This is a genomic window from Streptomyces halobius (genome assembly GCF_023277745.1).
GTDB lineage: Bacteria > Actinomycetota > Actinomycetes > Streptomycetales > Streptomycetaceae > Streptomyces > Streptomyces halobius.
In genome coordinates this window covers 2,109,973-2,134,683 of record NZ_CP086322.1, presented here as the reverse complement: position 1 = coordinate 2,134,683, position 24,711 = coordinate 2,109,973, and the positions used below count along the sequence as shown (strand labels likewise).

Below are 24,711 nucleotides of genomic sequence, written 5' to 3'. Positions count from 1 at the left end.
CAGGCTGCCGCAGACCTACACCTCCGAGGACGGCGTGTACTTCTCCGCCGCCGTCATCCCCTACCTGGGCACCGAGGACAGCTTGATATGGGACCTGGGTGAGCGAGCCAAACAAGGTGTGGTGATCAACTTGCTGTACCGGTATGGCGACTTGGCGAACACGAGCGTCACTCCCATATCGGCTGGGCGGGAATTCCGGGATGTGAGTGAAATCCCGTTGATGCCGTCAGAGAAGTACACCTCGGTGTTCGCGGCCGTTGTGGTCGCCAAGGACTTCTCCAGCTTCCGCTGGCCCGAAGGAGTTACACCCCGCGAAGCGCGCAAAGCCACCTTCGGTCGGGTGGGCATCAGCCTCGTCACAGCCGACACTTCCAAGGCAGGCGTCTCCGGGAGCCTGCTGCTCAACACCAGGACACCGTTGGCCGGCCTGTACCTGATCACGGTCCCCGGCCGAGACGCGACTCAGCCCCCACAGCCCCTGAGCGACACCCATGAGACAACCAAGGCAGCCTGATGACGCCCAACGACATCTTCAGCTACGCCGGCACGGCCGCCTCGGTCGTGGCGGCTCTTGTTCTGGTGAAGGCGGCGTGGCAGACACAGACCTCGAAGGTCTGGCGCGAAGAGGCCGAAGCCCAGCGCACCCGCGCTGACCGGCTCCAGGCCGACATGGAAGAGATCAAGGCGCGGCTGACTCGAATCGAGACGGAGAATCAGCGCCTAGTCCAGCTTCTGATGGCGCTGGATCCCGAGCGAGTGACCTCCCACCGAATCTGACCCAAACGCTTACCGATGCCCGGCTATTGAGCGCCGGGCCTTTTTCATGCCTGAAGGAGGCAGCTTGAGTCAAGCATCCAAGGTTATTTCCGTGGCATCCAGGGAGGTCGGATACCGAGCGCAGCGTGCGCCCGGAGAGCGGCCGAGTGGCCACCAGAAATACAGCGGTCAGGTGCCCGGCCTTGAGTGGTCGAATTACCAGCCGTGGTGCGCCACATTCACCTCGTGGGTTGCGCTGAAGGCTGGGGTCTCCAGCCTGTTTCCACGTACTGCCTCGGTATGGTCCGCAATGCAGTGGTTCAGGAACAAGGGACGTTGGTCCGCCTATCCGGCGGTCGGTGCGCAGGTTATCTACGGCACGACCGGCAGCACGCACACCGGTCTCTGTGTCGGCTACGACGAGACGTGGATCTACACGGTCGAAGGCAACACCTCGACCACGAACGATGCAAACGGCAACGGCGTGATGGCCAGGAAGCGGCGCCGCCGCGACACCTACGTCCATGGCTACGGTCTGCCCGCGTACTCCGAAGGCATCGTCACCGCAGACCCGGCTCTGAAGGGCCGGGCCGGGTTCACCTACAAGGCCGAGGCCTCGGGGCCGACCACCGGTTCGGGGGGGGCACGGCACCGTCCACGGGCAAGTACAAGGTGAAGAAGGGACAGACCCTCGGCGCCATCGCCGCTGTGCTCGGCGTGTCCCTGGCATCCATCCTGGCGGCCAACCCACAGATCAAGGACCCGAACCTGATCCACCCAGACCAGGAGATCAACATTCCGGCGAAGCCTGCGCCCCCCACGAGTCCAGTGAAGCCGACCACGCCTCCGGAGAAGCCGGCGCCGCCGAACCCTTCGGCCCCCCCCGATCAGCGGCACCACGTACACCGTGGGCAACGGCGACTCCCTGTCGACCATTGCCGAACGCTCCGGGGCCACCCTGTCCCAACTCCTCAGTTGGAACCCGGCGCTGGCCGCGAACCCGAACCTGATCCATCCAGGCCAGCGAATCAAGGTCCGACCCGGAAAGCACGCTGCTGTGACGCCCTCGGTCACGGCCTCAGTGGCGCGAAAGGAGCCGAAGCCCCGTGAGCACTCCCGTCCTGCCACGCGCCCGGCTGCGACTCCGGTTCGGTCGGCCGTTCAGGATGACCGTCTGGCCCGCATCGAGCGGGAGCTGCGCGAGGTCAAAAGCAAGCTCAACGAGGTCTCCGGCAAGGTCGACAAGCTGAAGCCGAAGCCTGAACCCAAGCCCGTCGAGAAGCCCGTGGAGATGCCGAGGCTGGACTCGGCGACCGGAGCCGAGCGCTCCGAGACGGACAGCGTGCCGCCGGCCCACGAACCGCAGACCGAGCCCACCCCTGACGTGCCGAGCGCTAAGCCCACCAGCAAGTAAGGAATCGCCTTTGACCTTCCTCCGCACCCACTCAGTCCGCATCGTGGCGGCCATTGGAGCGCTACTGCCCATGCTTGTCGCCCGCTGGCCGGGCATTGACTGGTACGGCCTGGCCGCCGTCGCCGGCGCCCTCCTGGGTGCCGGAGAAGTCGCCCAGCGCGTCGAGGACCGCAAGACCCACGATGCTCTGCATGTCTCCTCCCCCAATGACGAGCTTGCCAAGATCCACATGCGGCTTGCCGAGATCGAAGAGGATCAGAACGCCATAGCGAATGAATGAATTATTGAATCCATGCTGGAGAGGCGTGCCGTCCGCCAGTCGCGTTTGATGTTTCAGCGGTGGCGGAGCGTCAGCAGATGCTCATGGCCCTCGCCGGGTCGTTCCCGCCCCGGTGCGGCCGTCTTCACCTGCCAAGACTGGTAAGTGAAGACGACCACAAGCGGCTTGGCTACGTGCCTGCCGGGCAGATCACGAGACGCCGTAGCAGTCTCCGAACATCCCCTCCGCCCTGCAGTGGCCAACGCCGTAGTTGTCTGAGGGTGCGGCGTTGGCGACGCCTCCGCCGAAGATTGTCAGCAGCGCTGCGGCGGCAAGGGCTCCGGCGGCCAGTCTGATACGTGTCACGGTGTTCCTTCCTTTGGGCTGTTTCGGTGGTGAATCAGGCTTCGGTCTGCCGTGACGTCCAGGCGTTCCTTGCCGGGACGTCACGGAGGACGCTCCGAGCCATGCTGCGTGCCTGTTGCTCTCGTCCGTCCCGTGAGCTTGGGCGGAACCCCATCTCAGGCCGCGGGTGGCTGGAGAGAAGCCGTACCTCCATGATCCATCGGCGTGCGGCAGATACCACCTGGTGTATGCCATCTAGGGGGCCTGGTGCTGTTGAGCCCGGTCCCGAGGGCGACCAGGGGTGTGCCGGGCCCATGGGGCCAGTCCTCACCGCAGTCCGGCGTCCGGATAGAGCGGTACTGCCGCGCGATGCTCAAAGTAGGCCGAACGGCGGACCTCGCCCCGAACGAATCGGGGCGCTTCAGCGGCATGCCCAGCACCATTCAGCGCTCTCCCCGGCCGTATGGCCGGGGAGGGCGCCTTTCTGCGTTTAAAGCGCAACGTCTCCGAATCGGGGACCCTTCTGAATGATGTTCTTGCGGTAGCTATTGCTGATGTCGAGGGCGTTCCGCTCATCCCACTTCGGCCCTCCTCCAGTCTTAGGGGCGTCCCGAAGGATCTCGATGAGTTCATCGAGAGGCTTACGAGCTGCTCAGCCGGGTTGGATTCGACGGCCATTCTCGGCGCGTGCCTCCGCGAGGGCCTGGTGCTGGTCGCACCTGGGGATCGCGGTACCGGTGCCGCTCAGGCTCTCGCGGTACAGCACCTCCCCGGCACATCCACTGTGCCGGGCATCCAGGCATGCCAGCTCGTTATTCAACGCTTCTCCACTTGGTCAATCGGGAAGAACTTCTCGGGGGTGAGGTAGCCGACCAACTCCCCGGTCCGCACGTGATGCACCGGCTGACCGAGGCCATCGCCCACGATAGCCGCCGTCGGCTCGATGGTCGCGACCTCGGGCCTCCGGCGCCACTGTCCTTGCAGGCATCCACCAGATGTGGGTCTGGAGCGAGCACGTCATCAGCACGTCACGCGTGTCTTGATTCCATATCTCGTACTGAAGTTCCCCCGGTGAGCTGGGCACCTGGACACTGGGACGAGTGAGCCCAGGGAAAGCAGTGCCAGGTGGGAAGTAACTACAAGAAGCGGTATACGGCGGAGTTCAAGCGGGACGCGATCGCGCTCGTCGACTCGTCCGGGAAGACGGTGACCGAGGTCGCCCGGGAGCTGGGGGTCAGCCCGGAGTCGCTGCGCGGCTGGTACCGGCAGGCCAGGATCGACCGGGGTCAGGGCCAGGCCGGCGAGCTGACCAGCGAGGAGCGTGAAGAGCTCAAGCGGCTGCGCAAGCTCGCCGCCGAGCAGGCCCGGACGATCGAGGTCCTGCGAAAAGCGACGGTCTTCTTCGCGAAGGAGAGCGATCGGTGAACGAGGTGTACGCGTTCATCGAGGCGGAGAAGACCACCCACCCGGTCGCTTTCCTGTGCCAGCTGCTGAAGGTGGCCCGCTCCTCCTTCTACGCCTGGCAGGCCGCGGCCAAGGCCCGCGCGGCCCGGGAAGCCGCCGACGACGCCTCGCTCACGAGATCACCATGCTCCACATCGCCTCGAAAGGCACCTACGGTGCCCCGCGCATCCACGCCGAACTGCGGCGCCTGGGCAAGCGGGTGAACCGTAAGCGCATTGAACGGGTCATGCGTGAGCGGGGCATTGCCGGCCACACCCGCCGCAGGCGCTGCGGCCTCACGAGGCAGGCAAAGAGGGCTGTGCCCGCTGCGGACCTGATCGGCCGCGACTTCACCGCGCACGCGCCCGGCACGAAGCTTGTCGGCGACATCACGTACATCGCCACCGGCGAGGGCTGGCTCTATCTCGCTTCGTGGCTTGATCTGGCCACCCGCGAGGTCGTCGGCTACTCGATGGCCGACCACCACCGGGCCACGCTCGTGGTCGATGCACTCAAGATGGCCGCCGGACGCGGCCGCCTGAAGCCCGGATGCATCGCACATTCGGACCGCGGCAGCGAATACACCTCAGATGAACTGTGCCGTGAGATACGCCAGTTGAATCTGAGGCAGAGCATGGGAAGAACGGGTTCCTGTTACGATAACGCCGCGGCCGAGAGTTTCTTCGCCGTGCTGAAAGAGGAGATCGGAACCCGTTTCTGGCCCGACCGGGCCACCGCCCGCGCGGAAATCTTCTCCTTCATCGAGACCTTCTATAACCGCCGCCGACTGCGCAAGCACCCCGAGTGGGGCTACCTCACTCCCCTGGAGACACGGCAGCGGCACGAGCAAGGTCACGTCCTCGCAGCGTAAGGATCGAGTGTCCAAGATCGCGGGGGAACTTCAGTACTTCCCGAAGGGCACGGACCTGTCCCGCTGGAACGTGGACGAGATCGATGCCGTCGCCACCACCCTGAACTCCAGGCCCCGAAAGACACTCGACTGGAAGACACCCGCAGAGGCCCTCAACGAACAGCTACTGTTGATCCAACAGGCCGGTGTTGCGACGACCGGTTGAACCTGGGCAGTTCCGGTCACGGAAGTTCGTGTCCGCTCTCGCCCGGCACGGCATGGCCGGCTCGATGGGCAGGGTCGGGGCGGCGGGCGACAACGCGGCCATGGAGAGCTTCTTCGCACTGTTGCAGAAGAACGTCCTCGACCGCCGCACCTGGGCCACCCGGCAGGAGTTGCGGATCGCGATTGTGACCTGGACCGAACGCATCTACCACCGGCGCCGACGCCAAAGACGCCTGGCCCGATTGACCCCTATCGAGTACGAGACCATCATGACCCCACCCGCAGCCCTGGCTGCATAAACCCCGCTGTCACCAAATCATGCAGCAGTCCCTTCTTGCCCTGCGGCACCAACTGCTCGTACTGCAACGTCAGGTCGGCAAACCCACGTTCACGGACCCCGACCGCGCTGTCCTCGCCGGCCTGCTCCACCACCTCCCGATGGGGAAGCTGCGCCAGCTCCTGCTGTTGGTACGCCCGGACACGATCATGCGGTGGCACCGCAACCTGCTCAAGCGGCGCCACGCCGCGACCTGCGTGCCGAAGCGACGTGGGCGCCCGCCCACCGTCCGCTCGATCCGCGCACTGGTCCTACGCCTGGCTCACGAGAATTCCTCGTGGGGCTATCGTCGAATCCACGGCGAGCTCGCGGCGCTGGGCATCATGGTCGCCGCCTTATGGTCTGGGAGATCCTCCGCGAGCACGGCATCCCGCCCGCGCCGGAACGCCAGAGCACGACCTGGGCCGACTTCCTGCGCAGCCAGGCCCAGGCGCTGCTTGCGTGCGATCTCTTCGAGGCCCGCACCCTGACCGGGGCGCGCCTGTACGTCTTCGCGGCCATCGAGCACGCCACGAAACGTATCCGGATCCTCGGTGCCACCGCACACCGCAGCGCGGACTGGATGGTGCAGCTCGGACGCAACCTCGTCATGGACTTGGAGGACGCAGACAGCAAGGCCAGGTTCTTGATACGCGACCGAGACTCCACGTTCACGGCACCTTCGATGCTGTGCTGACCGATGCCGGGCTGGAGGTCGTCACCACCGGCATCCAGATGCCGCGGATGAACTCCATCATGGAGCGCTGGATACAGACCTGCCGACACGAACTGCTGGACCGCACCCTCATCTGGGACCAGCGCCATCTGCTCCATGCTCTGCGCGAGTTCGAGTTGTACTACAACGGGCACCGGCCGCACCGGGCCCTGAATCAAGCAGCTCCGCTCCGTCCGCTACCCGAACCGATCACCGAGCCAGGACAGATCAGACGCCTGAAGATCCGCCGACGAGACCGGCTCGGCGGAACCCTTCGCGAGTATCGACATGCAGCTTGAGCTGGGCGGATGAATTATCGGCACCTACAGAGGCGGGAGTGGTCGTCGACGGCGGTGTGGATGTAGCTGTAGCCGGCGTTCGCGCGGTTTTTGCGGCCTGTGGCTCGGCCCAGTGTCTTGTGGCCGCCGCCGTTGGGGATGTTGCCGAGCTTCTTGATGTCGACGTGGATCAACTCGCCGGGCCTGGCGCGTTCGTAGCGGCGTACGGACCGTCCTGTCGCCCGGTCCAGGTGGGTGAGGCGGGCCAGGCCAAAGCGGGTCAGCACCCGGTGCACGGTCGAGGGCACCAGGTGCCGCAGGTGTGCGATGCGGGCCGGTCCCCAGCGGCGCAGGACGCGGACCTTGATGATGCGGCGCTCGGTGCGGGTGGGGGTGCGGCGTGGACTGTGGTGCGGGCGGCTGGAGCGGTCGCTCATCCCGGCCTCGCCGAGCTCGCGGTAGCGGGTGGCCCATCGCTGGGCCGTGGTCGGTGAGACCTGGAAGCGTTCGGCGGCCCGGCGCAGGGGCCAGCCGTCATCGACGATGCAGCGGGCCAGACGCAGGCGGCCGGTCTCGGTCAGGGGTGCATTACGGTGGGGCATGAGGGCCTTCTTGGTGCTCGGTGGAGATGTCGCAATCCACACCGAGCCAGAAGGCCCTCACCCATTTCAAGATCCCTCACCCGAGAGCTGCATCACCTGTCCACAACCTCCCCGGACAGAACATCTAGGGCCGCACCTTGACCGAGGACAAGCAGGACCCCACCATCTCGCCCTGGACCACGACGGCTACGACAGCCGCAGGTGTGCCGCCCTGCGCGGGGAGCACACCCGTACGGCCGGACCAGGCGCCCAAACCTCGGCCGCGGATTCCGCGCAGGGCGACTGCCCCCATGACGTCAAATACGAGATCGACGTCTCGTGCGCCGCGGGACAGACCGCGGCCCGTCGCCTTGACCGCCGCCTCCAGAAGCGTCCACGCGGGGAGGAATGACTCAGGGCCGACGGCGGCCGGAAGGGCGGGGTAAACGGTGGCGAGCACGTCCAGAGGTGTCGGCACCGGCCGCTGCCTCTCGATGTCCACGCCGATGGGCCCACTGCTCGATGCGCCGAGCAGCAGCAGGCTTTCCGAACGCGACCAGCTGATCTGCAGCCCCGCATGGTCCGGTAGATAGGGTTTGCCGCCAGGATGGTACGCGATGTGCAGCTCCGCTGGGGGAACGGACAGCCGTTCCCCCAGCAGATGGCGCACGGTCAGCCGGGAACGCAGGAAGCGACGTGCCAGGAGCGTGTCCGCGAACTCGGCGCCGCGCCGCCGCTCCTCCTCCGTCAGGGCGCCATCGCGTGCCCAGGTCGGCTCCTTCGCGTCCAGGTTCACCAGCCATGTCTGCACGTGACAGATCCCTTTCTTCAAGCCGAACTTTCCACCGCTGCCCGGCGATCTGCCCCGGACCCCGAAAGCCTCAAAGCGCCGGTGCGCTCCAAAAGCCCACCGGCCGTTGGTGTTACAGGCGGAAAACCTGCGTCCGCGACAGTGACGGGTCGCCGGGGCGTACGTGCAGCTCGCCGCGGTCCGGTAGCAGCACGACGGCGGCGACGGTGCGTTCGGCGCGGATGTCTCCCCGGTTCGGTACGCAGATCGGGGACTGTGACAACAGCGTGAAATGCTCCTCCGGGCCGGCTTCAGGGGGCAGTTCGTCGAGTCCGGCCGTGGCCGCCTTCAGCCTGCGGACCGACGAGTTGCGGGCGAAGACGTTGATCTCGTCGCCCGGTACGAAATCGGGGTGCAGGAAGTGGTTCGTGTGCGCGACCTCCGCGTCCTCGATGGTCCTGAGCTTGTCCCCGAGGATCTCCACGCACACGGCGCGTTCCCGGTCGCACAGCACGAGCGTGCGGGAGCTGGCGAGGGGCAGGGTGCGCAGGATCTCCAATGCCTCTGTGACGTCCCGTGCCGTGTCCAAGAGGTGGCGAATGGCGAGATAGGGCGGCACTCCGGGGCGCCAGTCGCCGCCCAGGACCAGGTTGAGACCGACCGCGAGGCCGTCGCTATTGAGGCCCAGATAGCCGAGCAGACCGCCGAAGCTGAGCACGACCGAGCGGCGTGGCCAGTCACTGCGGGCGATCTCCAGGACGCTGATGTAGTGATCCAGGTCGCCGTTGAGGTCGATAGTTTGCGCAAGCACCGGAGCGCTGTGGGCGGTGCGGGCGTACGTCGTGCAGTCGCCCGCGGTCGGTACCTTGTGGTAGCCCATGATCTCCCGGCGCAGCTGGAGCAGCCATGCCTCGTCCTGGGTGATCGCGGCGCCGGACGCGAGGCCCGCCACCTCCTCCGCCTGGTCCGGCAGGGCCGCCGCGACCGCCGCCCGGTAGGCGGCGATCGACGGCAGCAGCCCGTCCCGGGTGACCGGCTCCGGCATGACCTTGTTCAGGCGGCAGAGCGAGTCGTCGAGGAACGTGCGCAGCGGACCGGCGAGGGCCTCGCCATGAGCGCGTCCGACGGCGAAGGGATCGCCGGACGCACGGATGAAGGGGATGCCCCCGCCTGCGGTCATCCGACGGCGTCCAGCTGGGAGACCTTCGGCTTGGTGGCGAGCTCCTGCTGCACGCGTGGCCATTCGGCGCGCAACACGCTGTAGAAGATCGCGTCGCGGCGGCGACCGCCGGGCATGTAGTTGAAACTGCGCAGGGTGCCTTCCTCGACGGCCCCGATGTTGCGCAGACCACGGCGGGCCTGGGTGTTGAGGATGTCAGTCTTGAACTCGACGCGCTCGGCGCCGAGCTTCTCGAAGGCGTGCTCCAGCAGCAGGTACTTGGCCCAGCGGTTGATGCCCTGGCCCCGGAAATCACGGCCGAGCCAGGACCAGCCGATCTCCAGGCGGGCGTCGACCTCGGCCATGTTGCCGTAGCTCATGCTGCCCGCGATACGACCGCTCGCCTTGTCGGTGATGACGTAGACGACGCGGCGGCCGGCCGCCTGGTCGGCGAGGCAGGCGTCGAAGAACTTCTCGAAATCGGTGTCGGTCTCGACGGCGGAGACGAAGTAGCGCCAGATGTCGGGGTCCATGGCCACGGCCCGTACGCCCTCGCGGTCGGCCTCGGTGACCGGTCGCAGAAGGACGTGCTCGTTCTCCAGGACCGCTGCCGCGTTCTGTGCCCAGGTCATGGTCAGGCCACCTTGTTCGTGTGTCGGGTCAGGGACTCGGCGACGCTGCGCAGGGTGCGCATCTCGGCGAGGTCGTGCTCGGTGAAGTTGGCCAGGTCGGTGTCGGTCGCCTCGCACACCTCGGTCAGGAAGAGGACCTTGTTGAGGGAGGTCAGGCCGTAGGTGCCGGCCATGTCTGCATCGAGGTCGATGTCGTCGGGGGCGACGGACGGGTTGAGCACCGCAGAGAGAGCGTCCCTGGCCGCGCCTTCGATGTCAGGCCGCATGGATACCTTCCTTACTGTCGTGGATCTCGGCCCGGTAGGCGTCGAGGATCTGCTTGCGCTTGGGCTTGTACTGGGAGGTGAGCAGGCCGCCTTCGATGCTGAACGGGGTCTCGGCTACGACGACCCTGCTGATCCGTTCATCCTTGGCCAACGATGCGTTGGTCAGGGAGAGTTGGGCAGCGATGCCATCCCGGTCGGCGGGCACCGTGGCCGGGGAGACGACGGCCACCAGGTCGGTCTGCGTGGGGCAGAACAGGACGCACTCAGCGACGGCCGGGCTGCTGCGCATGCTCTCCTCGATCGGCCGGATGACAACCTTCTTGCCGTTGTCCAGGACGATGACATCGTCGGCCCGGCCCCGGATGAAGAGGAAACCGTCCTCATCGACGTACCCAAGGTCGCCGGTGCGTACGGAGCCATCGCGGCCGAAGACCCGCTCGGAGTCGCCTGGGGCGGCGTATGCGTAGCCGTACCCGACGGGGTGGTCGCTGTGGACGCTGATGACGCCGTCCTCGTCCAGCAGCACCTTCTTGCCGCGCAGAACCTTGCCGACGCTGCCCTCGCGGCTGGCACCGGGGTGGTTCTTGGTGACGATGCAGGTCTCGTTGAGCCCGTAGCCCTCGTAGATGGGCAGCCCGGCCTCGGTAAAGAAGCGCAGCATCGCCGAAGCGGCGGGGGCGGATCCGGTCCATAGGTAGCGGATGCGGTCGCCGAACATCCGGCGGGCGACCTGCTGGAGGGTCTCCGTGCCGTCCGCGCGGCGCAACCGTGCCTCGATCTGCCGCTTGGCCGTCTCGTAGAAGGCGGGTACGCCCATGACGACGGTGGGCTCGACGCGGCGCAGCGCCGCGAATGCCGCCTCATAGGTGCTGATGGTGACGTCGTGGCCGTGGGCGAGCGCGGAGTAGATCCAGTAGCGCTGCTGGAGCAGCGACAGCGGCAGGAAGACGAACAGGTCATCCCCGGGCTTGTGTTCGAAGATCTCCTGCACCGCGGCCAGCGAGCTGTCGATGCTGCCGACGGTCGCGCCCAGGCCCTTGGGGGTACCGGTGCTGCCCGAGGTGAACTTGATGGTCGTCACGTCGCGCGGCGCCCAGGTGACAGGGGGCAGCGGCTCGGCGTCCGCGCCGTCCGGCCCCTCGGCGAGGGCACGGACCTCGCCGATCGGCACGGTCCCGGGGGCGTTCGTAGGCCGATCGGTGAACAGCAGCTTGACGTGGTAGCACGTGGTGAGCTGGTCGTCGGGGTCGAACTTGCCGGGTTCAAAGCCCGCGGTTTCGGCCTTCAGTCGCAGTGCGGCAAGGTCGAGCAGCACCCACTCCAGGCTGTTGGCGGCCAGGATGCCGATCCGGTCACCCGGTCCGATACCGCGTTCCCGCAGCCGCCGTGCCAGGCGGCCGGCCATCTCGTACAGCTCCGGCAGGCCGATGCTCTGCGTACCGTCGAGCCGGGCGAAGGAGATGCGTCCGGCGATCGGTGCGATGGAGACGATGTGATTGATCGTCGAATGGTCGGTCACTGAGCCTCCTCTCGGGTGGTAAGGGCAATGGCCATGGCCCGGATGGTGTCCATTTCGGCGAACATGTCGAGCGGGATGGCAACGCCGAACCGCTTGCGGACGGCGGTGAGGATGCGGGCCGCGGCAATGGAGTCGCCGCCGAGGGCGCCCAGGCTGTCGTGGACGCCGACCTGTGTGCCGCGCAGCACCTGCGACCAGATCTCGACGAGGGCCTTCTCGGTGTCCGTCTCGGGTTCGCCGCCGCTGACCGGGGCGTCGGCGGCGGGCGCCGTTTCCTTGACCGGGACGTCGGCGAGCCTACCCCGGTCGACCTTGCCGTTCTTGGTCAGCGGTAGTTCGTCGTGCCAGATCACGGCTGTGGGGATCATGTAGTCGGGCAGGTCGCGGCGTAGGGCGTCGCGCAATTCGGCCACGCTGGGCCGCTGCTCGCCGACCGGCACCAGGTGGGCCACCAGGCGGTCGCCCTGGGCACCGGGGCGACCGGCGACGACGGCCTTGGCCACGGTGTCGATGGCGACCAGCCGCGTCTCGACCTCGCCGGCCTCGATGCGGTAGCCGTTGACCTTAATCTGGAAGTCGCTGCGGCCGAGAATCGCGATGTTGCCGTCGGGTAGATAGCGACCCAGATCACCGGTGCGGTACAGGCGTTCCCCACGACGGCCGTCGTGGAAGAACCGCTCGGCGGTGCGCGCCTCGTCGCCCCAGTAGCCGCGGGCCAGGCCGGTACCCGCCGCGCAGATCTCGCCGGTCACCCAGTCGGGACAGTCCAGTCCATCCCGGTCGAGCACATAGGCGCGGTTATTGGCGTTCGGACGACCGTATGGGATGGACTCGCTGCCGTCCTCATCGGGGCCGACGGGGTGCAGGATGTTCCAGATCGTCGTCTCGGTCGGCCCGCCGAGCGAGACGACATCCACGGTGGGCTTCATCTGGCGCAGCGCGGAGGGCAGGGCCGGCGGGATGCGGTCGCCGCTCATCATCACCAGGCGCAGTGCGGGCGGCACGGTGCCGTCGGCGACGGCCTGGTCGTGCAGGAGGGAGACGATGGCGGGCACCGAGTTCCACACGGTCACCCCGGCGCTCTCACAGAGCTCCAGCCAGTGGGCGGGGTCGACGGCCCGGTCCCGGTCGGGCATCACCAGGGCCGCCCCGGCCGACAGCGCGCCGAAGACGTCCCACACCGACAGGTCGAAGTTGAACGCGCTGATGGCGAAGTACCGGTCCGCGGGCGTGATGCCGAACCGCCGCTGGCAGTCGGCTACGACGTTGGCGACGTTGCGGTGACTGACCATGACGCCCTTGGGCTCACCCGTGGTGCCGGAGGTGTAGAGCACATAGGCGAGGTCGTCGGGATGGGAACCGGGCAGCAGGGCCGGAAGGTCCGGCGTCCCGTCGGCGGCCCCGGCGACGTCCAGGTGCAGCACCTGTCGTTCGCCGCTGGTGTCCTGCCATCCGGTATTGGTGAGCACACGGCGCACCCGGCCGTCGCGCAGCATGTAGTTCTGCCGTTCGGCGGGCAGTGCTGCGTCGACGGGCAGATAGGCGGCACCGGCCAGCACAGTGGCGAGGATGGCGACGATCTGCTCGGGGCCACGGCTCATCACCAGACCGACCAGCTCGTTGCGGCCGACATTCCCCGCACGCAGCCAGCATGCCGCTGCGGCGGCACGGCGTAGCAGTTCACCGTAGCTGATCTGCCGTCCGGAGGTGATGATGGCGGGCGCGTCCGGGACGCGCTCGGCCTGAGCGGTGAACGCGTCGCCGAGCATGGTCTCGGGCAGGGGCACGGCGGTGTCATTGGCCTCGCGGCGCCGCTCGCGCTGGGCCTCGGGCAACAGGTCGAACGTGGTGCGCTGCCAGGCGGCCTCGTCGCCGAGCGTGTCGAGGAGTGTGCGGTATCCGTGGGCGAGATCGTCGAGCATCCCCTCGGGGAACAGCTCGTCGATGCCGTCCAGCTGGACGACGAGCCCGCCGTGCTGCTCCATCGCGAAGGCGTTGAGCCACACCTGGGGGGTCTGGCTGACGGTGTACACCTCCGGCCCGAACAGTTCCAGCGCGGAGCCGTCGACCTCTCCGCCCATATGACCGATCGCGCTGTTGAACGTGAACGGCATCCGGGCGCCGGCCACGCCGCCGCGGCGGCGAGCCAGTTCTTGCATGACGTCACCGCCGGAGAAGTGCCGGTGGTCGAGGTCGCGCCGCAGCCGAGCCTGCAAGGCACGGGCCCGCTCCTCGAAAGTGCGGGTCCGGTCGACCTCGGCCTCGACGAGCATGGTGTCGGAGAAATTGCCGATGGCCTGGAAGACGCGAGGGTGGATGGGCGGGCGGTTGGCGACCGTGGTGTTGATGGTGAACCGTGAGTCGGCGCCCCAGGTTGCCAGTGTCTCGGCGTAGGCGGCGAGCAGCAGCGCCGAGGGGGTGAGCCCTGCATAGGCGGCCCGCTCCTTGAGCGTGGTCCACTCCTGCTCGCCCACGCGCACCTCGCGCTGGGAGAAGCGGGTAGTGGTCAGCGCGGACGGGCTGGTGCGCAGCGGCAGGTCCGGATGCGGCGCGAGTTCGTCGATCCGTGCGAGCCAGTACTCGCGCGAGCGGCGGGCGGGGGCCCGGTCTCGACCGACTTCCAGCGCCGCGACATACTCCGCATACGGCAGCTCTTGGGGCGCGCCCTCGTCGATGCCGTCGCGGTAGCACTGCCACCAGGCGTGGAAGAACAGGAACATGCTGATGCCGTCCATGACCAGCCCGTCGTGGCTGACGTGGAGCACCATGCGGTCATCGGCGAGGATGGTCACTTCTACGGCGATCAGCGGCACCTGGTCGGCGGCGAGCACCCGGTGGGAGCGTTGCTCGCGCAGTTCGCGGCGGATGCGGCGTTGTTCCTCGGGGCTCTCTCCACGCAAGTCCAGGCAGGGGATGCGGGGCCGATACTGACGGAACTCGGTGATCTGGCGGTCGTCGCCGACGAAGCGGGAGCGCAGCGCGCTGTGCGCGTCCACAACCGCTTCCAGCGCGGACTCCAGGCGGTCGACATCCCACACGCCCTCGATCTCGTGATAGACGTGGCTGGCCACGTCGCCGATCTCGAAGATGCCGCTGCGCCCGAGCAGATAGGCGCGCTGAAGCGTGGTGAGCGGGAAGCCCGGACCGTGTCGCTCCTCCTCGGCGAGGTGGGCGATCAGCTCCTCCTTCACGCTCTTGATGCGGGCGATGAACTGCGGGTCCATGCGCTCGCGGCCGCCCTGGAGCCGCAGGTCGTTGCCGGAGAGGGAGACGGACAGGCCGCGGCTTTCTATCTCGCGCAATACGTCGCGGTAGCTCATCGGGCGTCCGCCTCGGCGAGCGCGGCCAGGGCTGCGGGCTCGGCGCGTTCATCGATGATCGTGGCGAGGGCGTTGATGTCCTGGCTGCCGAGGAGTTCCTCAACGCTGACGTCCACGTCGAGGGCTTCGAGAATCTGGTACTGGAGGGTGACGGCCTGCAGGGAGCTGGTGTTCAGCTGGCTGAGGCTGCGGTCGCAGACCACCTCGTCCTCGGGGAGCTGGAGCAGGGTCCGTACGAGGGTGCTCAGCCACGGCACGAGCTGCGGGCCGACGGGTGCAGGGCTGGGCGCCACTGGGAGCTGCATCGGCAGGAAGAAGACAGCGTCCGCGAGGTGGATCTCGCTGCCAGGGGCGACGAGTTCGACGGTGCGCGGCCAGGTAGACGGCTCGGGCATGCCGAGCGTCTCGGCCAGGCGCGCGGCGAAGCGCGGCATGATGGGGGCGGCGGAGTGGGCGAGGAGGCGGGCCGCGGCCAGTTCCAGGGTGATGGCGGTGCGGGCCTCGTTCTCCCAACCGGCGGTCTCGGCGAGGAGCGCCTCCTGACGGGAGAAGCGCAGGGTGTCGTTGACAATACCGTCGAGTTCGACGGCAGCCTGGTTGAGGGAGAAGCCGTCGGAGCCCAGGGCGCCGGTGACCGCGGCCAAGCGGGAGCCAAGCCGCCCGAGGAAGGCGGAGTGTTCGGGTGTCCAGTTGCCGGCGTCCGGGGCCGTGCCGCCGTAGCGCTTGGCGATCCGGGAGCCGAGGTCGTTGAGCCAAGTCTGCCAGGTGCCGATGAGGGTGTCGGTCAGGGCCGATTCATAAGCCGCCCGCTGGAAGTTGGTACGTGTCCCCTCAGGGCGGGTGGCGGCGAGGAAGTAGCGGACGGCGTCGACGGAGTCGGGGCCGAGGATCTCCTTGCCCCAGATGGCGTGGCGCCGGCTGGTGGAGAACTTGCTGCCTTCCAGCAGGTAGAACTCGTTGACGTGGTAGTCAATGTCGGGTGCCCATCCTGGGAACGCCAGCCGGTACAGGGCCGGGTAGAGCACTGAGTGGTAGAAGCTGTTGTCGTAGCCAAAGAAATGGACGATCTTCCAGTCCTGGCCGGGCTCGGCTGCCTTCCATTTCTCGCCCAGCCGGGCGCCGAGGGTCTGGATGCCGTGCAGGAAGCCGTACGACATCTCCGGCCACACCCAGATGACCTGGCCGTCCACGTCCTTCTCGGCCGGGGGGACGCCCCAGGAAGAGGGGTGAGTGATCGGGATGTCCAGGCTCGGGCGGCTGAAGAGCCGGTCGGCGAGCTCTCGCAGCCGCGCCGGCACTCGGCCGAGCTGGTGGTGGGCGGCAATGTCGTCGCGGAAGGTGTGCAGGGGCAGCGTCCAGCGGGCCACTCGGGCGCGGCGCGGGGCCGTGGCCGAGCGGGTGGAGACGGGCTCGGCGAGATCTGTGACGGTGTTGGGCTCGCCGCACTCCTCGCAGATGTTGCCGCTGGTGCCCGAACTGCAGCCAGGGCAGCCGCCCTTGACGTCGACCTCGTAGAGGTACTGGCCGCTCTCCGCGTCGAAGAGCGCGGCGGCCTCGGTGACCTTGACGGTGCCGGAGGAGACGACACGGGAGAAGAAGTCCTGCAGGCCGCCGCGGTAGGCGGGGTCGTTGTTGGTGACGGTGTATTGGTCAGGGGTGATGTCCATCAGCGCGAGCGTCGCGGCGATCTCGGCGCTGTAGTGGGCCGCGGTCTCGGCGGATTCGCGACCCTCGGCGCGGGCGGCGGCGGGCACATAGCTCTGGTAGTCGTCGCTGCCGGTCAGGTGCCAGGCGTTGGTGCCGTTCATCCGCTGGTGGCGGACGAAGACATCGGCGCCGAGGTACGGCCCGGAGAGATGACCCAGGTGCAGATCGCCGTTGGGGGTAGGCGGGGTGGAGAAGACAAAGACCGGCCGCTCGCCGAAGTTCTTGCGCTCGGTGTTCTGCGCGGAGACCAGGGCCCGTGAGGCGTCACGCCAGTACTGGGTGAGGAAGACGAGGTCCTGATCGCCGGTGTTCTCCAGGACGTGGGACTCGAAGGGCTCGAAGAGCGCCACGGTGCCGGGGGCCGCCGGGTGGCGCTGCCCGTCGACGATGAACTCGCCGCGGCCGGCCACGATCACGAAGACCTCGGTCTCGTCGTGCTGATGGCTGTCGGAGGCCCGGCCGGGGGCGACGCGTCCCCAGCCGGCGCCCGTGCCAAGGCCCTCGATGCTGCTCATGTCGATGCCGAACGCCTCGGAGAGGGCGTTGTCGTCGTACGTGTTGATGATCACGCCGCGTCCTTTCGCTGGGACGGGAGGGTTCGCTGGGACGGAAGGTTTCGCTCGGGCGGGAGCGGGAGCAGGTCGGCGGCTTCGGCCGTGATGGCCGGGGCGAGCCGGTAGCCGGAGCCATTGGCGGCGCCTGCGAAGACCACGCGCCCGTCCTCCGTAAGTGCGCGGACCAGCGGCTCGGCGTCGGGCCCGTACGCGTCACAGAAGACGCGCCCGGAGGTGCAGTGCTTGACCAGGTGGGGGGCGTACTGACGCAGGGTGGCGAGGGCCTCGCCACGGCCGGTGGGCGACAGGCTCGCGGGGACGGTGTCGGGGTCGACGTCCCACTCCTGGCAGGTGTAGCTGAACAGCCAGTGGCCGCGCTCGTGATAGGGCAGAAGGAAGGCGTCCTCGTCCTGGAAGATGATGGCCCGCTCGTCGGCAGCCGGCGGTATTTCGATGTGCAGGGCCACGACCTTCTTCACCCGGGCACCGAGCGGGGCGACGAGGTCCTTCCAGGCCGGGGCCGCGAGCCACGGGCCGGGGGCGAGAACCACGTGCCCGGCGGTGAGGGCATCGCCGGTGCCAAGGTCCAGGTGCACCCCGTCCGCGGTGGGGGTCACGCCGGTGACCTGGACTCCTTCGCGGAACTCGGCGGTCGGGCGCAGTTCGCGGGCCAGGACCTGGGTGAGGGCGTGGACGTCCGCGTACTGGCAGCCGTCGCCCTCCCAGGCGCTCATGCCCGCGGGTAGCGGGCCGATGGTCGCGGGCAGTTCGGTTGCGGGCCGTAGCTTCGCCTCGGGCAGGTAGGTGCGGCGCAGCTGTGCTTCCTCCGCGGTGGGGGCGACGACGGTCATCCGCAGGCTGTGCACGGGCAGTTCGGGGCGGGCGGCCTTGAGGGCCGCGTACCACTGCTGGCTGTGCGAGGCCATGCGGCGCACGCGTGGAGAGGAACCGCGCGGGAAGTGCAGGCCGGCCGAGCGACGGGTGGCGCCGCTGGCGACGGCGTCCCGCTCCAACAGGGCCACGGAGGCGTGCGGGTCGCGAGTGAGAATCTCCCGGGCGATCAGGCAGCCGAGCACTCCAGCGCCGATCACCGCGTAGTCGGTGCGCCGCGTCGTCATCATGCCCCCCACGGGACGTTGGTGCCGGTCTTGGTCGACCATTCGATGAAGGACGCCAGTTGCTCGTCACTGCGCACGCCGCACAACCGGTCGGCGATGCGCTGGCTGCGCCAGGCGTTGAGGCTGAGGTTGGGGTCGGCGAGACCGCGCTGTCCGCGAGCGGCGTTCTGCACGAAGATGCTGCGATCGGCCGGGCCGTCCCAGCACACCGCGTAGTCCTCGTCGATGCGCAGTTCGTCGCCGTGGCGCTCCAGGCGGTGGGCGATCGGGGCAAGGAAGTCCATGGCAGCGGGCCTGAAGCCGGTGGCCCACACGACGACGTCCGCCTCGAAGTGCTCCAGGGCGTCGGGCTTGTCGTTGTGCCGGACGGTGATGCCCCAGTCGCCTGCCGCGCCGGCCTCGACGCCGACGACCTCGCGGTTGGGGTGCAGCCCGACCAGGTCGGGGTTGCCCTCCACGAAGCGGTGGACGTAGATGCGCTGGTAGACGTCGCGCAGCGTGGACTCGGAGATGCCGTCACTGGTGAGGATGTGCTGAGCGTTGAACGCGGCGCGGGCCTCGGCTCCCAGGCTGTAGAAGTAGTCGGAGTGGTCCGGCATGAAGTAGTCGTTGGTGAACGGCGAGTCGTCGATGGGGAAGTAGTTGCGGCGCCGCGATATCCATGACACGCGCCGCGGCAGTTCGGCGCCGGAGCGGGAGATCAGGTCCGAGAATGCCTCGGCGCCGGACTGGCCGCCGCCGACCACCACGACCCGCTTGCCGCCCAGGTTCCGGGCCGAGGTCATGAAGTCGTTGACGTGGAACTGGGTGGCGCCGAGGTGCCTGCGGCCCTGCACCGGCACCCAGGGCTGGTTGCCCACGCCGACAACAATATTGTCGGCGGTGACGGTGCGACGGTCGGTGCGGACGGTGAAGACGCCGTCGAAGCCGACCTCTTCGACCACCTCGCCGAAAACTATGTTCTCGTTACGTCGACTTGCCCAGGCCAAGTAGTTGCGGAACTCCAGGCGCGGCACGTCGTCGAACTGGGCGTTAAGGAAGTGGTACACCCGCCCCTGGTCGTGCAGATAGGCCAGGAAGGAGAACGGGGACTTGGGGTCGGAGAGCGAGACCAAGTCCTTGAACATGGAGACTTGGAGGGTCGTGCCGGGGATCTGCTGGCTGTCGTGCCAGCCGAAGGACTCCTTGCGGTCGATGAAGAGGTTGCGCACTTCCGGTCGGCTGTGCAGCAGTGACGCCAGGCTCAGGTTGGCAGGTCCCACGCCGACTCCCACGCAGCGGTAGTGCGCGGAGTCAGGCGTGGCTTTCTCGTGCCCCATGGTCGGATCTCTCCTTCGGACGGGTGCCGGCGGCGCGCCGGCTCGGGACGTACCGGATAGAGGGTGCGGAACAGTGATGGATCGATCGGCGAAAAGGCATGCCTGTTTGCGTGGACGTGTGGGATGAGGTGGCCGGCGGTGCGGGGTGTCGTAAGGGGCAGGCCGGTGATCCGGCGGTCGGCGCCCTGGCCTGGACGGAGGTCCGCCGGGCGGCTGCGGTGGCCTGGGCCTGCGTACAGCGGCCAGGCCGCAGACTGCGGCGAGGAAGGACCCGACAGCCACGACGGCCGGACCGGGCCGCCGCCCAGGTGCAGGAAGAGCCGGCTGCCGGCCAGCGGGTCGACCGCGCTCCCGGGGCCGAACGTCAACAGGGGGTGAGAACGGAGGCTCCGAGGCGTGGGATCGTGGTTATGCCTTCTCTCTGTGGGGGGCGGGGACGCTGTCGGCGAAGGTGCTGCGCAGCCCGGCCTTGTCCAGGAACTCCATCCAGCGGGCGGCCTCGTCGGCGGACTCCGCGGCGCGGTTCAGGCCAGCAGGCAACGCGCCGGCCAGCATCCGCGTGATACCGAGGGCGAGCGGCAGGGACACGAGGCGGGCCATGGCGCTCTCGGTCTCGTCGCCGGTGAGGTCCAGCAGGTAGGCACCCTGCCAGCGCTCGCCACCGGCGGCGCGGACGTCGAGCCCGACGGAGAGCACCACGCGGTCGCGGTCGGCGTCGGTAGTGGGATAGCGGGCGGCTAGGTCCTTGGCCAGGGAACGGATCCGCTCCTGCTCGCCAGTGGTCACGGTGGAGAAGACATCGCTCCATGCCTGCCGCCAGCCCGCGTTGCGCAGGGTGCCGCGGACGAAGGTTCGCAGCTGCCAGCCGTCCGGGATGCCGTAGTGGGCCACGAACGGCATGCTGTCGCGGTTGGGGTAGACCTCGAAATCCTCGCCGCCGAGGCGGTGGATGCGGGTGGCCTCCCAGGGGCGGACGACGGTGCGCTCCCGGCCCTCGTCGATGTGGCGGGCTGGGGAGCCGAGGGCTGCCAGAACGCCGTAGGGCGCCCAGCTGAAGCGGTAGCGGAAGTCGTTGGGAACGGCGGGTATGCCGCCGCAGTAGGAGGTGAAGTCGACCGACTCGGCCGTGTCGCCGACCGCCACGCGGGCGCGTTCTATGAGCCGGTGTGCCATCAGGTGGTCGATGCCCGGGTCGAGTCCGGCCTCGGTAAGTACCACGACGCCCGCCTCGGCTGCGACCGCGGCCTGCTCGGCGATGGCGTCGGAGACATAGCTGGTGCAGGCGAAGTGGGCCCGGCGGTCGACGGCCAGGCACAGCAGGCGGGGGTGTTCGGCGGCGGGCAGCATAGAGACGACCACATCGCCGGCGCGGACCGTGTCCTGAAGGGCGTCATCCGCGAGCGTGCGGACCTCGGCACGGCCGGCCAGGCCGAGGGCGGCCAGGCGTTCGGCGGCGCGCTCGGCGGTGCGGTCCCACAGCACCACGCGCTCGGCCCGGTCGCACAGCAGGCCGAGGCCAGACGGGCCAGTGGACAGGCCGGTGCCGATCCAGTGGACGGTGCCGCTTGCGGGGACCGGTGCGACCCCTTCGCTTGTGTTCCGGCTAATGGGCATAGGTGCTTCCTTCGTGGTTGGTGGCGACCGCGGTCTCGAAGGCGAGCAGCGCGCGCGCCCAGACTGGGTCGGTGTCGCTCAGGCGCAACTGTTGGGGGTGCAGCTCGGCCGAGAAGGCGCGGCTGGACTCGATGGGCAGCAGCGAGGGCAGATTGTCGATGGCGATGATGTCGGCGGGCCGGTCACCCTCGCGTAGCCGCCGGACCGGGTGCTCCCAGTCGGTGATCTCGTCGTAGACCGGCAGGACGTTGCACTCGGAGGTGACGTCGCAGGTGACGTCCGCGATGAGGGACAAGCGGCGCTTGGGGTCGTCGAGGTCCGCGGCGGTGAGGAAGGGTGCTACGGCCCGTGTGGTGAGCACGGTGCTCACGAGGATGTCGTGGCCAAGCAGCGCCGTCCGGTCCAGCGCGCGGGTCTCCGCCACGTCCCAGCGGGTGGGGGTGATGCCGGCCGCCTCCAGGGCGTCGCACGCGCCGCGGCCGCTGCGGCCAAGCGCACCGATCACCAGGGCTCTCTCGTCCGCCGGGGATCCTTTGTCGGAGAGCTGGGCGTCCAGTGCGGCCCGGTCGAGGGGGCGCAGCGGGGCCCGGAGCAGGCCACGGTGGTGGAGCACGGCCAGAGCCGCGCCGACGTAGCCGGCCCAGTAGCCGAACGCGGCCACGCGCCGGCCGTCGTTGTCCGTCAGGTATTCCAGGTCCAGCAGTGTTCCGCCACCGGCCGTGAACCGGCCAAGCAGCTCCCGGGCGCCGGCCTGGCCTTTGTAAGCGTGGCCGAAGTAGATATGACGGTGGATCAGGCAAGCGGGTTCGTCGGGCAGTTCCTTCAAGCCCAGGATGTAGTGGTCCCGTGGGGCATCGGTCCAGCTGCCGGCCGGCGCAGTGCGGCAGCCGGCTGCGACGTAGTCCGTGAGCGGGAAGGCGCGCTGCGGCGACTCCTCGACGGTGATCTCAACGCCGTGCGCGACGAGCCGCGCGGCGTCCTCGGGGACGAGCGGTGCCCTGCGCTCACTGGTACGGGACTCGTGTCGCATCCACAGGCGTGGCATGTCCGACATCAGCTTCGCACTTTCTCTTCGAGGGATTGCTGTGCGTGGGGGAGTCGTGCGGTGGCTAGAGCACCGGGATGCGGGCGTTGGCCAGCGGCCGGTAGGTCACCTCGGTCGGGAGCTCCGCCGGGTCGAACCCTGCCGCGAGCAGCTCGCGGACGACCGCAACAGCCATGGTGACGGCCAGGGTCTCCCCCGGACAGCGGTGGGCCGCGGCGCTGAAGGTGAAGACTGCGGGGTCCATGCGGCCGGGCCGGAAGGCGTGCGGATCGGGGTTGGCGGCCGGGTCGCGGTTGGCGGCTGCGAGGACCACCAGCACGTGTTCGCCCGGCGCGATCTCGGCCTCGCCGTGGCGGAACGGCTCGGCGGCGAAGCGGCGGGTGTTCTGGATCGGCGCGTCGTGGCGTACGACCTCGCGGACGAACGTCTCGGCATCGGCGGGGTCGGCGGGCACCTGCGCACCGCGGGCCAGCGCCACCAGGGTGTTGCCGATCAAGCCGGCCGTTGCGTCGTAGGTCTGGGACAGGAAGCCGACCGCGTTGGCCAGCAGCGGCGCGGTACGGGACCAGGAGGCACGGTGCGCGGCCCGTACGAGGTCGGCGAGCAGACCCGTGCCGCCCTCCCCCTGCTCGATGCCGGGCCCCAGTAGCTCCTGTAACCGGCCGGCCGCGAGCGCCGCGGTCTTCTGCTGCTCGGGAGTGGCGGAGGCCGGGATGCACTGCACGAAGTCGCCGATGAACCGGGTGGCTTCGGCGTCCGCCCCCTGGTCCAGGCCGCACAGGGCCGCCACCACCCTGACGGGCACGCCGGACATCAGCTCCTCGAAGGGCGGTCGACTGCCTGCCGCGAGGACGTCGCGGGTCCGCTTTGCCGCCAGGCCGGCGACGCGCGCTGGATCGACGTACCCCAGCGCGTCGACGACCACGGCCTTCAGGCGGCGCTGGAGTTCGCCGTCGGTCATCCGCACCAGGTCGCCGAAGACGTCACCGGCGGGGGTCCCGGCTATTCCGGCGGGCACCGGCTCAACGGCTGGGCGCACCCTCAGGGCACCGGAGGCCAGCGCGGCTCGTACCGCCGCCGCGTCGCACGCCACCCAGGCGCCCACGGCCTCGTCGAACGCCAGGGGACGCTCAGTCACCAGAGTCGCGTAGTAGCCGTACGGGTCTGGCAGCCGGACCGCTTCGATCGGGGTGGTCACCCGGGAACTCCTTGTTGGTGGAACGGCGGAACTGGGGGGTCAAAGGGCCCGGGCGGCACGGTCCGCACGCCGCATGTCGAGGGTTCCCGCGATGGTCAGCCGCATGACTTCAGAGGTGCCCTCGTAAATGCGCAGGGAGCGGATCTGCCGGTACAGGCGCTCGGTGACGCTGTCCTTGACGACGCCCGAGGCACCGAGCAGCTGGACGGCGGTATCGACGATGCGCTGGGCCTCCTCGGTGGCGTGGAGCTTGGCGATGTTGGAGTGGCGGGCGAAGCCGGGGCTGCCGCGATCGGCCTCCCAGGCGGCGCGGGCCACCAGTAGGGCGGCCGCATTCAGCTGGACGTCCATGTCGGCCAGGGACACCTTCGCCAGTTGCTGGTCGATGAGCGAGGCCCCGCCGACCTGCCGGGTGCGGGCGCGTGCCAGGGCGGTGTCGGCGGCCCGGCGGGCGAAGCCGAGCGCCGCCGCGCCCACGGTCATTCGGAAGCGTTCGAGCAGGTCCATGGCGATGACGAAGCCCTTACCGGGCTTGCCCAGCACAGCCTCGCGTGGCACCCGGCATTCCTCGAAGGCGAGGTGGGCGAACGAGCGGGGGGCTACCGGGGTCAGCCGGTCGCGGACCCGCACACCGGGGGTGTCGGCGGGCACGAGGAAGGCCGTCAGGCCCAGGGGGCCAGGGCCTTCGCCGGTGCGGGCGATGACGACGTACACATCGGCGAGGGTGCCGTTGGCGATCCATGCCTTGTGCCCGTTGAGGACGTAACCACCGTCGTCGGTGCGTGCGGCGGCGAGGCCGACGGCGGTTACGTCGGAGCCCGCCTGCTCCTCCGAGACTGCGAAGGCGCCGACGAGCGAGCCCTGTGCCATGTGCGGCAGGTAGTGGCGCTTCTGTTCGTCATTGCCGAAGCGGATCAGCGGAGTTGCGGCCAGCGCCTGGATCGAGAAGGCGAAGTCGGCCAGGTCCTCGGCGTACGCGAGGGCTTCACGCATGAGGCAGATGGTGCGGTAGTCGCCCGGTCGCGCATCGGGCTCGGAGTCGGGGTCCAGGAAGGCGAGCCAGCCATCCTCCCCCAGCTGCCGTACGAGGCGTAGCCCGGCCTTGTCCGGTTCCTCCGCGCGGACCTCGTCCCACAGTGCGGTGCGGCCGTCGCACCAAGTGCCTATGGCGTCGGCGAGGCGACGGTGCCGGTCGTCGTAGAAGGGGAGGCCGAGGATTTCCGGGTCGAAGCTCGTGGTGAGTTCCAAGGTGCTTCTCCGTGCGAGGACGAGGGTGAGTGGTTCAGTG

General features: G+C 68.7%; 23 protein-coding genes and 4 pseudogenes. 11 read left to right on the top strand and 16 right to left on the bottom strand.

Annotation, left to right across the window (positions count from 1 at the left end):
- Positions 1-34: 34 nt before the first annotated feature.
- From K9S39_RS10165 to K9S39_RS10145, 5 genes are all read left to right on the top strand, one after another.
- Positions 35-514, top strand: coding sequence for a hypothetical protein (locus tag K9S39_RS10165; protein ID WP_248863031.1), 480 nt, complete (start codon positions 35-37; stop codon positions 512-514).
- The gene (locus K9S39_RS10160) at positions 514-777 is read left to right on the top strand and encodes a hypothetical protein (protein WP_248863030.1); all 264 of its coding nucleotides are present in this window, start codon (positions 514-516) and stop codon (positions 775-777) included. Before K9S39_RS10165 ends, K9S39_RS10160 begins: the two co-directional genes overlap by 1 nt.
- Before the next feature lie 64 nt (positions 778-841).
- Positions 842-1,432 carry a C40 family peptidase gene (locus K9S39_RS10155; RefSeq protein ID WP_248863029.1) on the top strand — a complete coding sequence of 197 codons (591 nt, stop codon included), beginning with the start codon at positions 842-844 and terminating at the stop codon, positions 1,430-1,432.
- 231 nt (positions 1,433-1,663) lie between these two features.
- Positions 1,664-2,170 (top strand): LysM peptidoglycan-binding domain-containing protein, encoded by a 507-nt coding sequence (locus K9S39_RS10150; RefSeq protein ID WP_248863028.1) that lies wholly within the window; start codon positions 1,664-1,666, stop codon positions 2,168-2,170.
- 10 nt (positions 2,171-2,180) lie between these two features.
- Positions 2,181-2,450 (top strand): hypothetical protein, encoded by a 270-nt coding sequence (locus K9S39_RS10145; RefSeq protein ID WP_248863027.1) that lies wholly within the window; start codon positions 2,181-2,183, stop codon positions 2,448-2,450.
- A gap of 189 nt (positions 2,451-2,639) precedes the next feature.
- On the opposite strand, the gene K9S39_RS10140 is transcribed toward K9S39_RS10145, so the two are convergent.
- Positions 2,640-2,795, bottom strand: coding sequence for a hypothetical protein (locus K9S39_RS10140; protein ID WP_248863026.1), 156 nt, complete (start codon positions 2,793-2,795; stop codon positions 2,640-2,642).
- Positions 2,796-3,899: 1,104 nt separating this feature from the next.
- Here K9S39_RS10140 and K9S39_RS10135 point away from each other — a divergent pair.
- The 5 genes and pseudogenes from K9S39_RS10135 to K9S39_RS10115 all read left to right on the top strand — a co-directional run.
- On the top strand, positions 3,900-4,199 hold the full coding sequence (locus tag K9S39_RS10135) for a transposase (RefSeq protein ID WP_248863025.1): 300 nt from the start codon (positions 3,900-3,902) through the stop codon (positions 4,197-4,199).
- Positions 4,196-4,441 (top strand): hypothetical protein, encoded by a 246-nt coding sequence (locus K9S39_RS10130; protein WP_248863024.1) that lies wholly within the window; start codon positions 4,196-4,198, stop codon positions 4,439-4,441. Before K9S39_RS10135 ends, K9S39_RS10130 begins: the two co-directional genes overlap by 4 nt.
- On the top strand, positions 4,363-5,088 hold the full coding sequence (locus K9S39_RS10125) for an IS3 family transposase (protein WP_248863023.1): 726 nt from the start codon (positions 4,363-4,365) through the stop codon (positions 5,086-5,088). The genes K9S39_RS10130 and K9S39_RS10125 overlap by 79 nt, the downstream gene beginning before the upstream one ends.
- Positions 5,089-5,119: 31 nt before the next feature.
- Positions 5,120-5,293 (top strand): annotated as a pseudogene (locus K9S39_RS10120) (IS30 family transposase); the annotation flags it as partial.
- Between the two features lie 7 nt (positions 5,294-5,300).
- Positions 5,301-5,591, top strand: a pseudogene (locus tag K9S39_RS10115) (IS3 family transposase); the annotation flags it as partial.
- Here the strand turns inward: K9S39_RS10115 and K9S39_RS10110 are convergent.
- Positions 5,560-5,814, bottom strand: coding sequence for a hypothetical protein (locus K9S39_RS10110; protein WP_248869233.1), 255 nt, complete (start codon positions 5,812-5,814; stop codon positions 5,560-5,562). The pseudogene K9S39_RS10115 and the gene K9S39_RS10110 overlap by 32 nt on opposite strands.
- On the opposite strand from K9S39_RS10110, the pseudogene K9S39_RS10105 reads away from it, so the two are divergent.
- Positions 5,731-6,622, top strand: a pseudogene (locus tag K9S39_RS10105) (integrase core domain-containing protein). The gene K9S39_RS10110 and the pseudogene K9S39_RS10105 overlap by 84 nt on opposite strands.
- Before the next feature lie 29 nt (positions 6,623-6,651).
- Here the strand turns inward: K9S39_RS10105 and K9S39_RS10100 are convergent.
- The 14 genes and pseudogenes from K9S39_RS10100 to K9S39_RS10035 form a co-directional block, all read right to left on the bottom strand.
- Positions 6,652-7,203 (bottom strand): annotated as a pseudogene (locus K9S39_RS10100) (leucine zipper domain-containing protein); the annotation flags it as partial.
- A gap of 124 nt (positions 7,204-7,327) precedes the next feature.
- Positions 7,328-7,993, bottom strand: coding sequence for a 4'-phosphopantetheinyl transferase family protein (locus K9S39_RS10095; RefSeq protein WP_248863022.1), 666 nt, complete (start codon positions 7,991-7,993; stop codon positions 7,328-7,330).
- 112 nt (positions 7,994-8,105) lie between these two features.
- The gene (locus K9S39_RS10090) at positions 8,106-9,152 is read right to left on the bottom strand and encodes a C45 family autoproteolytic acyltransferase/hydolase (protein WP_248863021.1); all 1,047 of its coding nucleotides are present in this window, start codon (positions 9,150-9,152) and stop codon (positions 8,106-8,108) included.
- Complete coding sequence (locus K9S39_RS10085; RefSeq protein ID WP_248863020.1) at positions 9,149-9,763, bottom strand: GNAT family N-acetyltransferase; 615 nt, start codon at positions 9,761-9,763, stop codon at positions 9,149-9,151. The genes K9S39_RS10090 and K9S39_RS10085 overlap by 4 nt, the downstream gene beginning before the upstream one ends.
- A 2-nt stretch (positions 9,764-9,765) precedes the next feature.
- Positions 9,766-10,029 carry an acyl carrier protein gene (locus K9S39_RS10080; protein WP_248863019.1) on the bottom strand — a complete coding sequence of 88 codons (264 nt, stop codon included), beginning with the start codon at positions 10,027-10,029 and terminating at the stop codon, positions 9,766-9,768.
- Complete coding sequence (locus K9S39_RS10075) at positions 10,019-11,548, bottom strand: AMP-binding protein (protein WP_248863018.1); 1,530 nt, start codon at positions 11,546-11,548, stop codon at positions 10,019-10,021. The genes K9S39_RS10080 and K9S39_RS10075 overlap by 11 nt, the downstream gene beginning before the upstream one ends.
- Positions 11,545-14,868, bottom strand: coding sequence for a non-ribosomal peptide synthetase (locus K9S39_RS10070; RefSeq protein ID WP_248863017.1), 3,324 nt, complete (start codon positions 14,866-14,868; stop codon positions 11,545-11,547). The genes K9S39_RS10075 and K9S39_RS10070 overlap by 4 nt, the downstream gene beginning before the upstream one ends.
- On the bottom strand, positions 14,865-17,144 hold the full coding sequence (locus tag K9S39_RS10065; protein WP_248863016.1) for a class I tRNA ligase family protein: 2,280 nt from the start codon (positions 17,142-17,144) through the stop codon (positions 14,865-14,867). The genes K9S39_RS10070 and K9S39_RS10065 overlap by 4 nt, the downstream gene beginning before the upstream one ends.
- Positions 17,141-18,250: an NAD(P)/FAD-dependent oxidoreductase gene (locus tag K9S39_RS10060; RefSeq protein WP_319949549.1), complete on the bottom strand. Its 1,110-nt coding sequence runs from the start codon at positions 18,248-18,250 to the stop codon at positions 17,141-17,143. The genes K9S39_RS10065 and K9S39_RS10060 overlap by 4 nt, the downstream gene beginning before the upstream one ends.
- Positions 18,247-19,566, bottom strand: coding sequence for a lysine N(6)-hydroxylase/L-ornithine N(5)-oxygenase family protein (locus K9S39_RS10055; protein WP_248863015.1), 1,320 nt, complete (start codon positions 19,564-19,566; stop codon positions 18,247-18,249). Before K9S39_RS10055 ends, K9S39_RS10060 begins: the two co-directional genes overlap by 4 nt.
- Before the next feature lie 408 nt (positions 19,567-19,974).
- Positions 19,975-21,180 (bottom strand): saccharopine dehydrogenase C-terminal domain-containing protein, encoded by a 1,206-nt coding sequence (locus K9S39_RS10050; RefSeq protein ID WP_248863014.1) that lies wholly within the window; start codon positions 21,178-21,180, stop codon positions 19,975-19,977.
- Positions 21,170-22,234, bottom strand: coding sequence for a saccharopine dehydrogenase (locus K9S39_RS10045; RefSeq protein WP_248863013.1), 1,065 nt, complete (start codon positions 22,232-22,234; stop codon positions 21,170-21,172). The genes K9S39_RS10050 and K9S39_RS10045 overlap by 11 nt, the downstream gene beginning before the upstream one ends.
- 55 nt (positions 22,235-22,289) lie before the next feature.
- Positions 22,290-23,423, bottom strand: coding sequence for a cytochrome P450 (locus tag K9S39_RS10040; protein ID WP_248863012.1), 1,134 nt, complete (start codon positions 23,421-23,423; stop codon positions 22,290-22,292).
- Positions 23,424-23,462: 39 nt separating this feature from the next.
- Complete coding sequence (locus K9S39_RS10035; RefSeq protein ID WP_248863011.1) at positions 23,463-24,671, bottom strand: acyl-CoA dehydrogenase family protein; 1,209 nt, start codon at positions 24,669-24,671, stop codon at positions 23,463-23,465.
- Between the last annotated feature and the right edge of the window lie 40 nt (positions 24,672-24,711).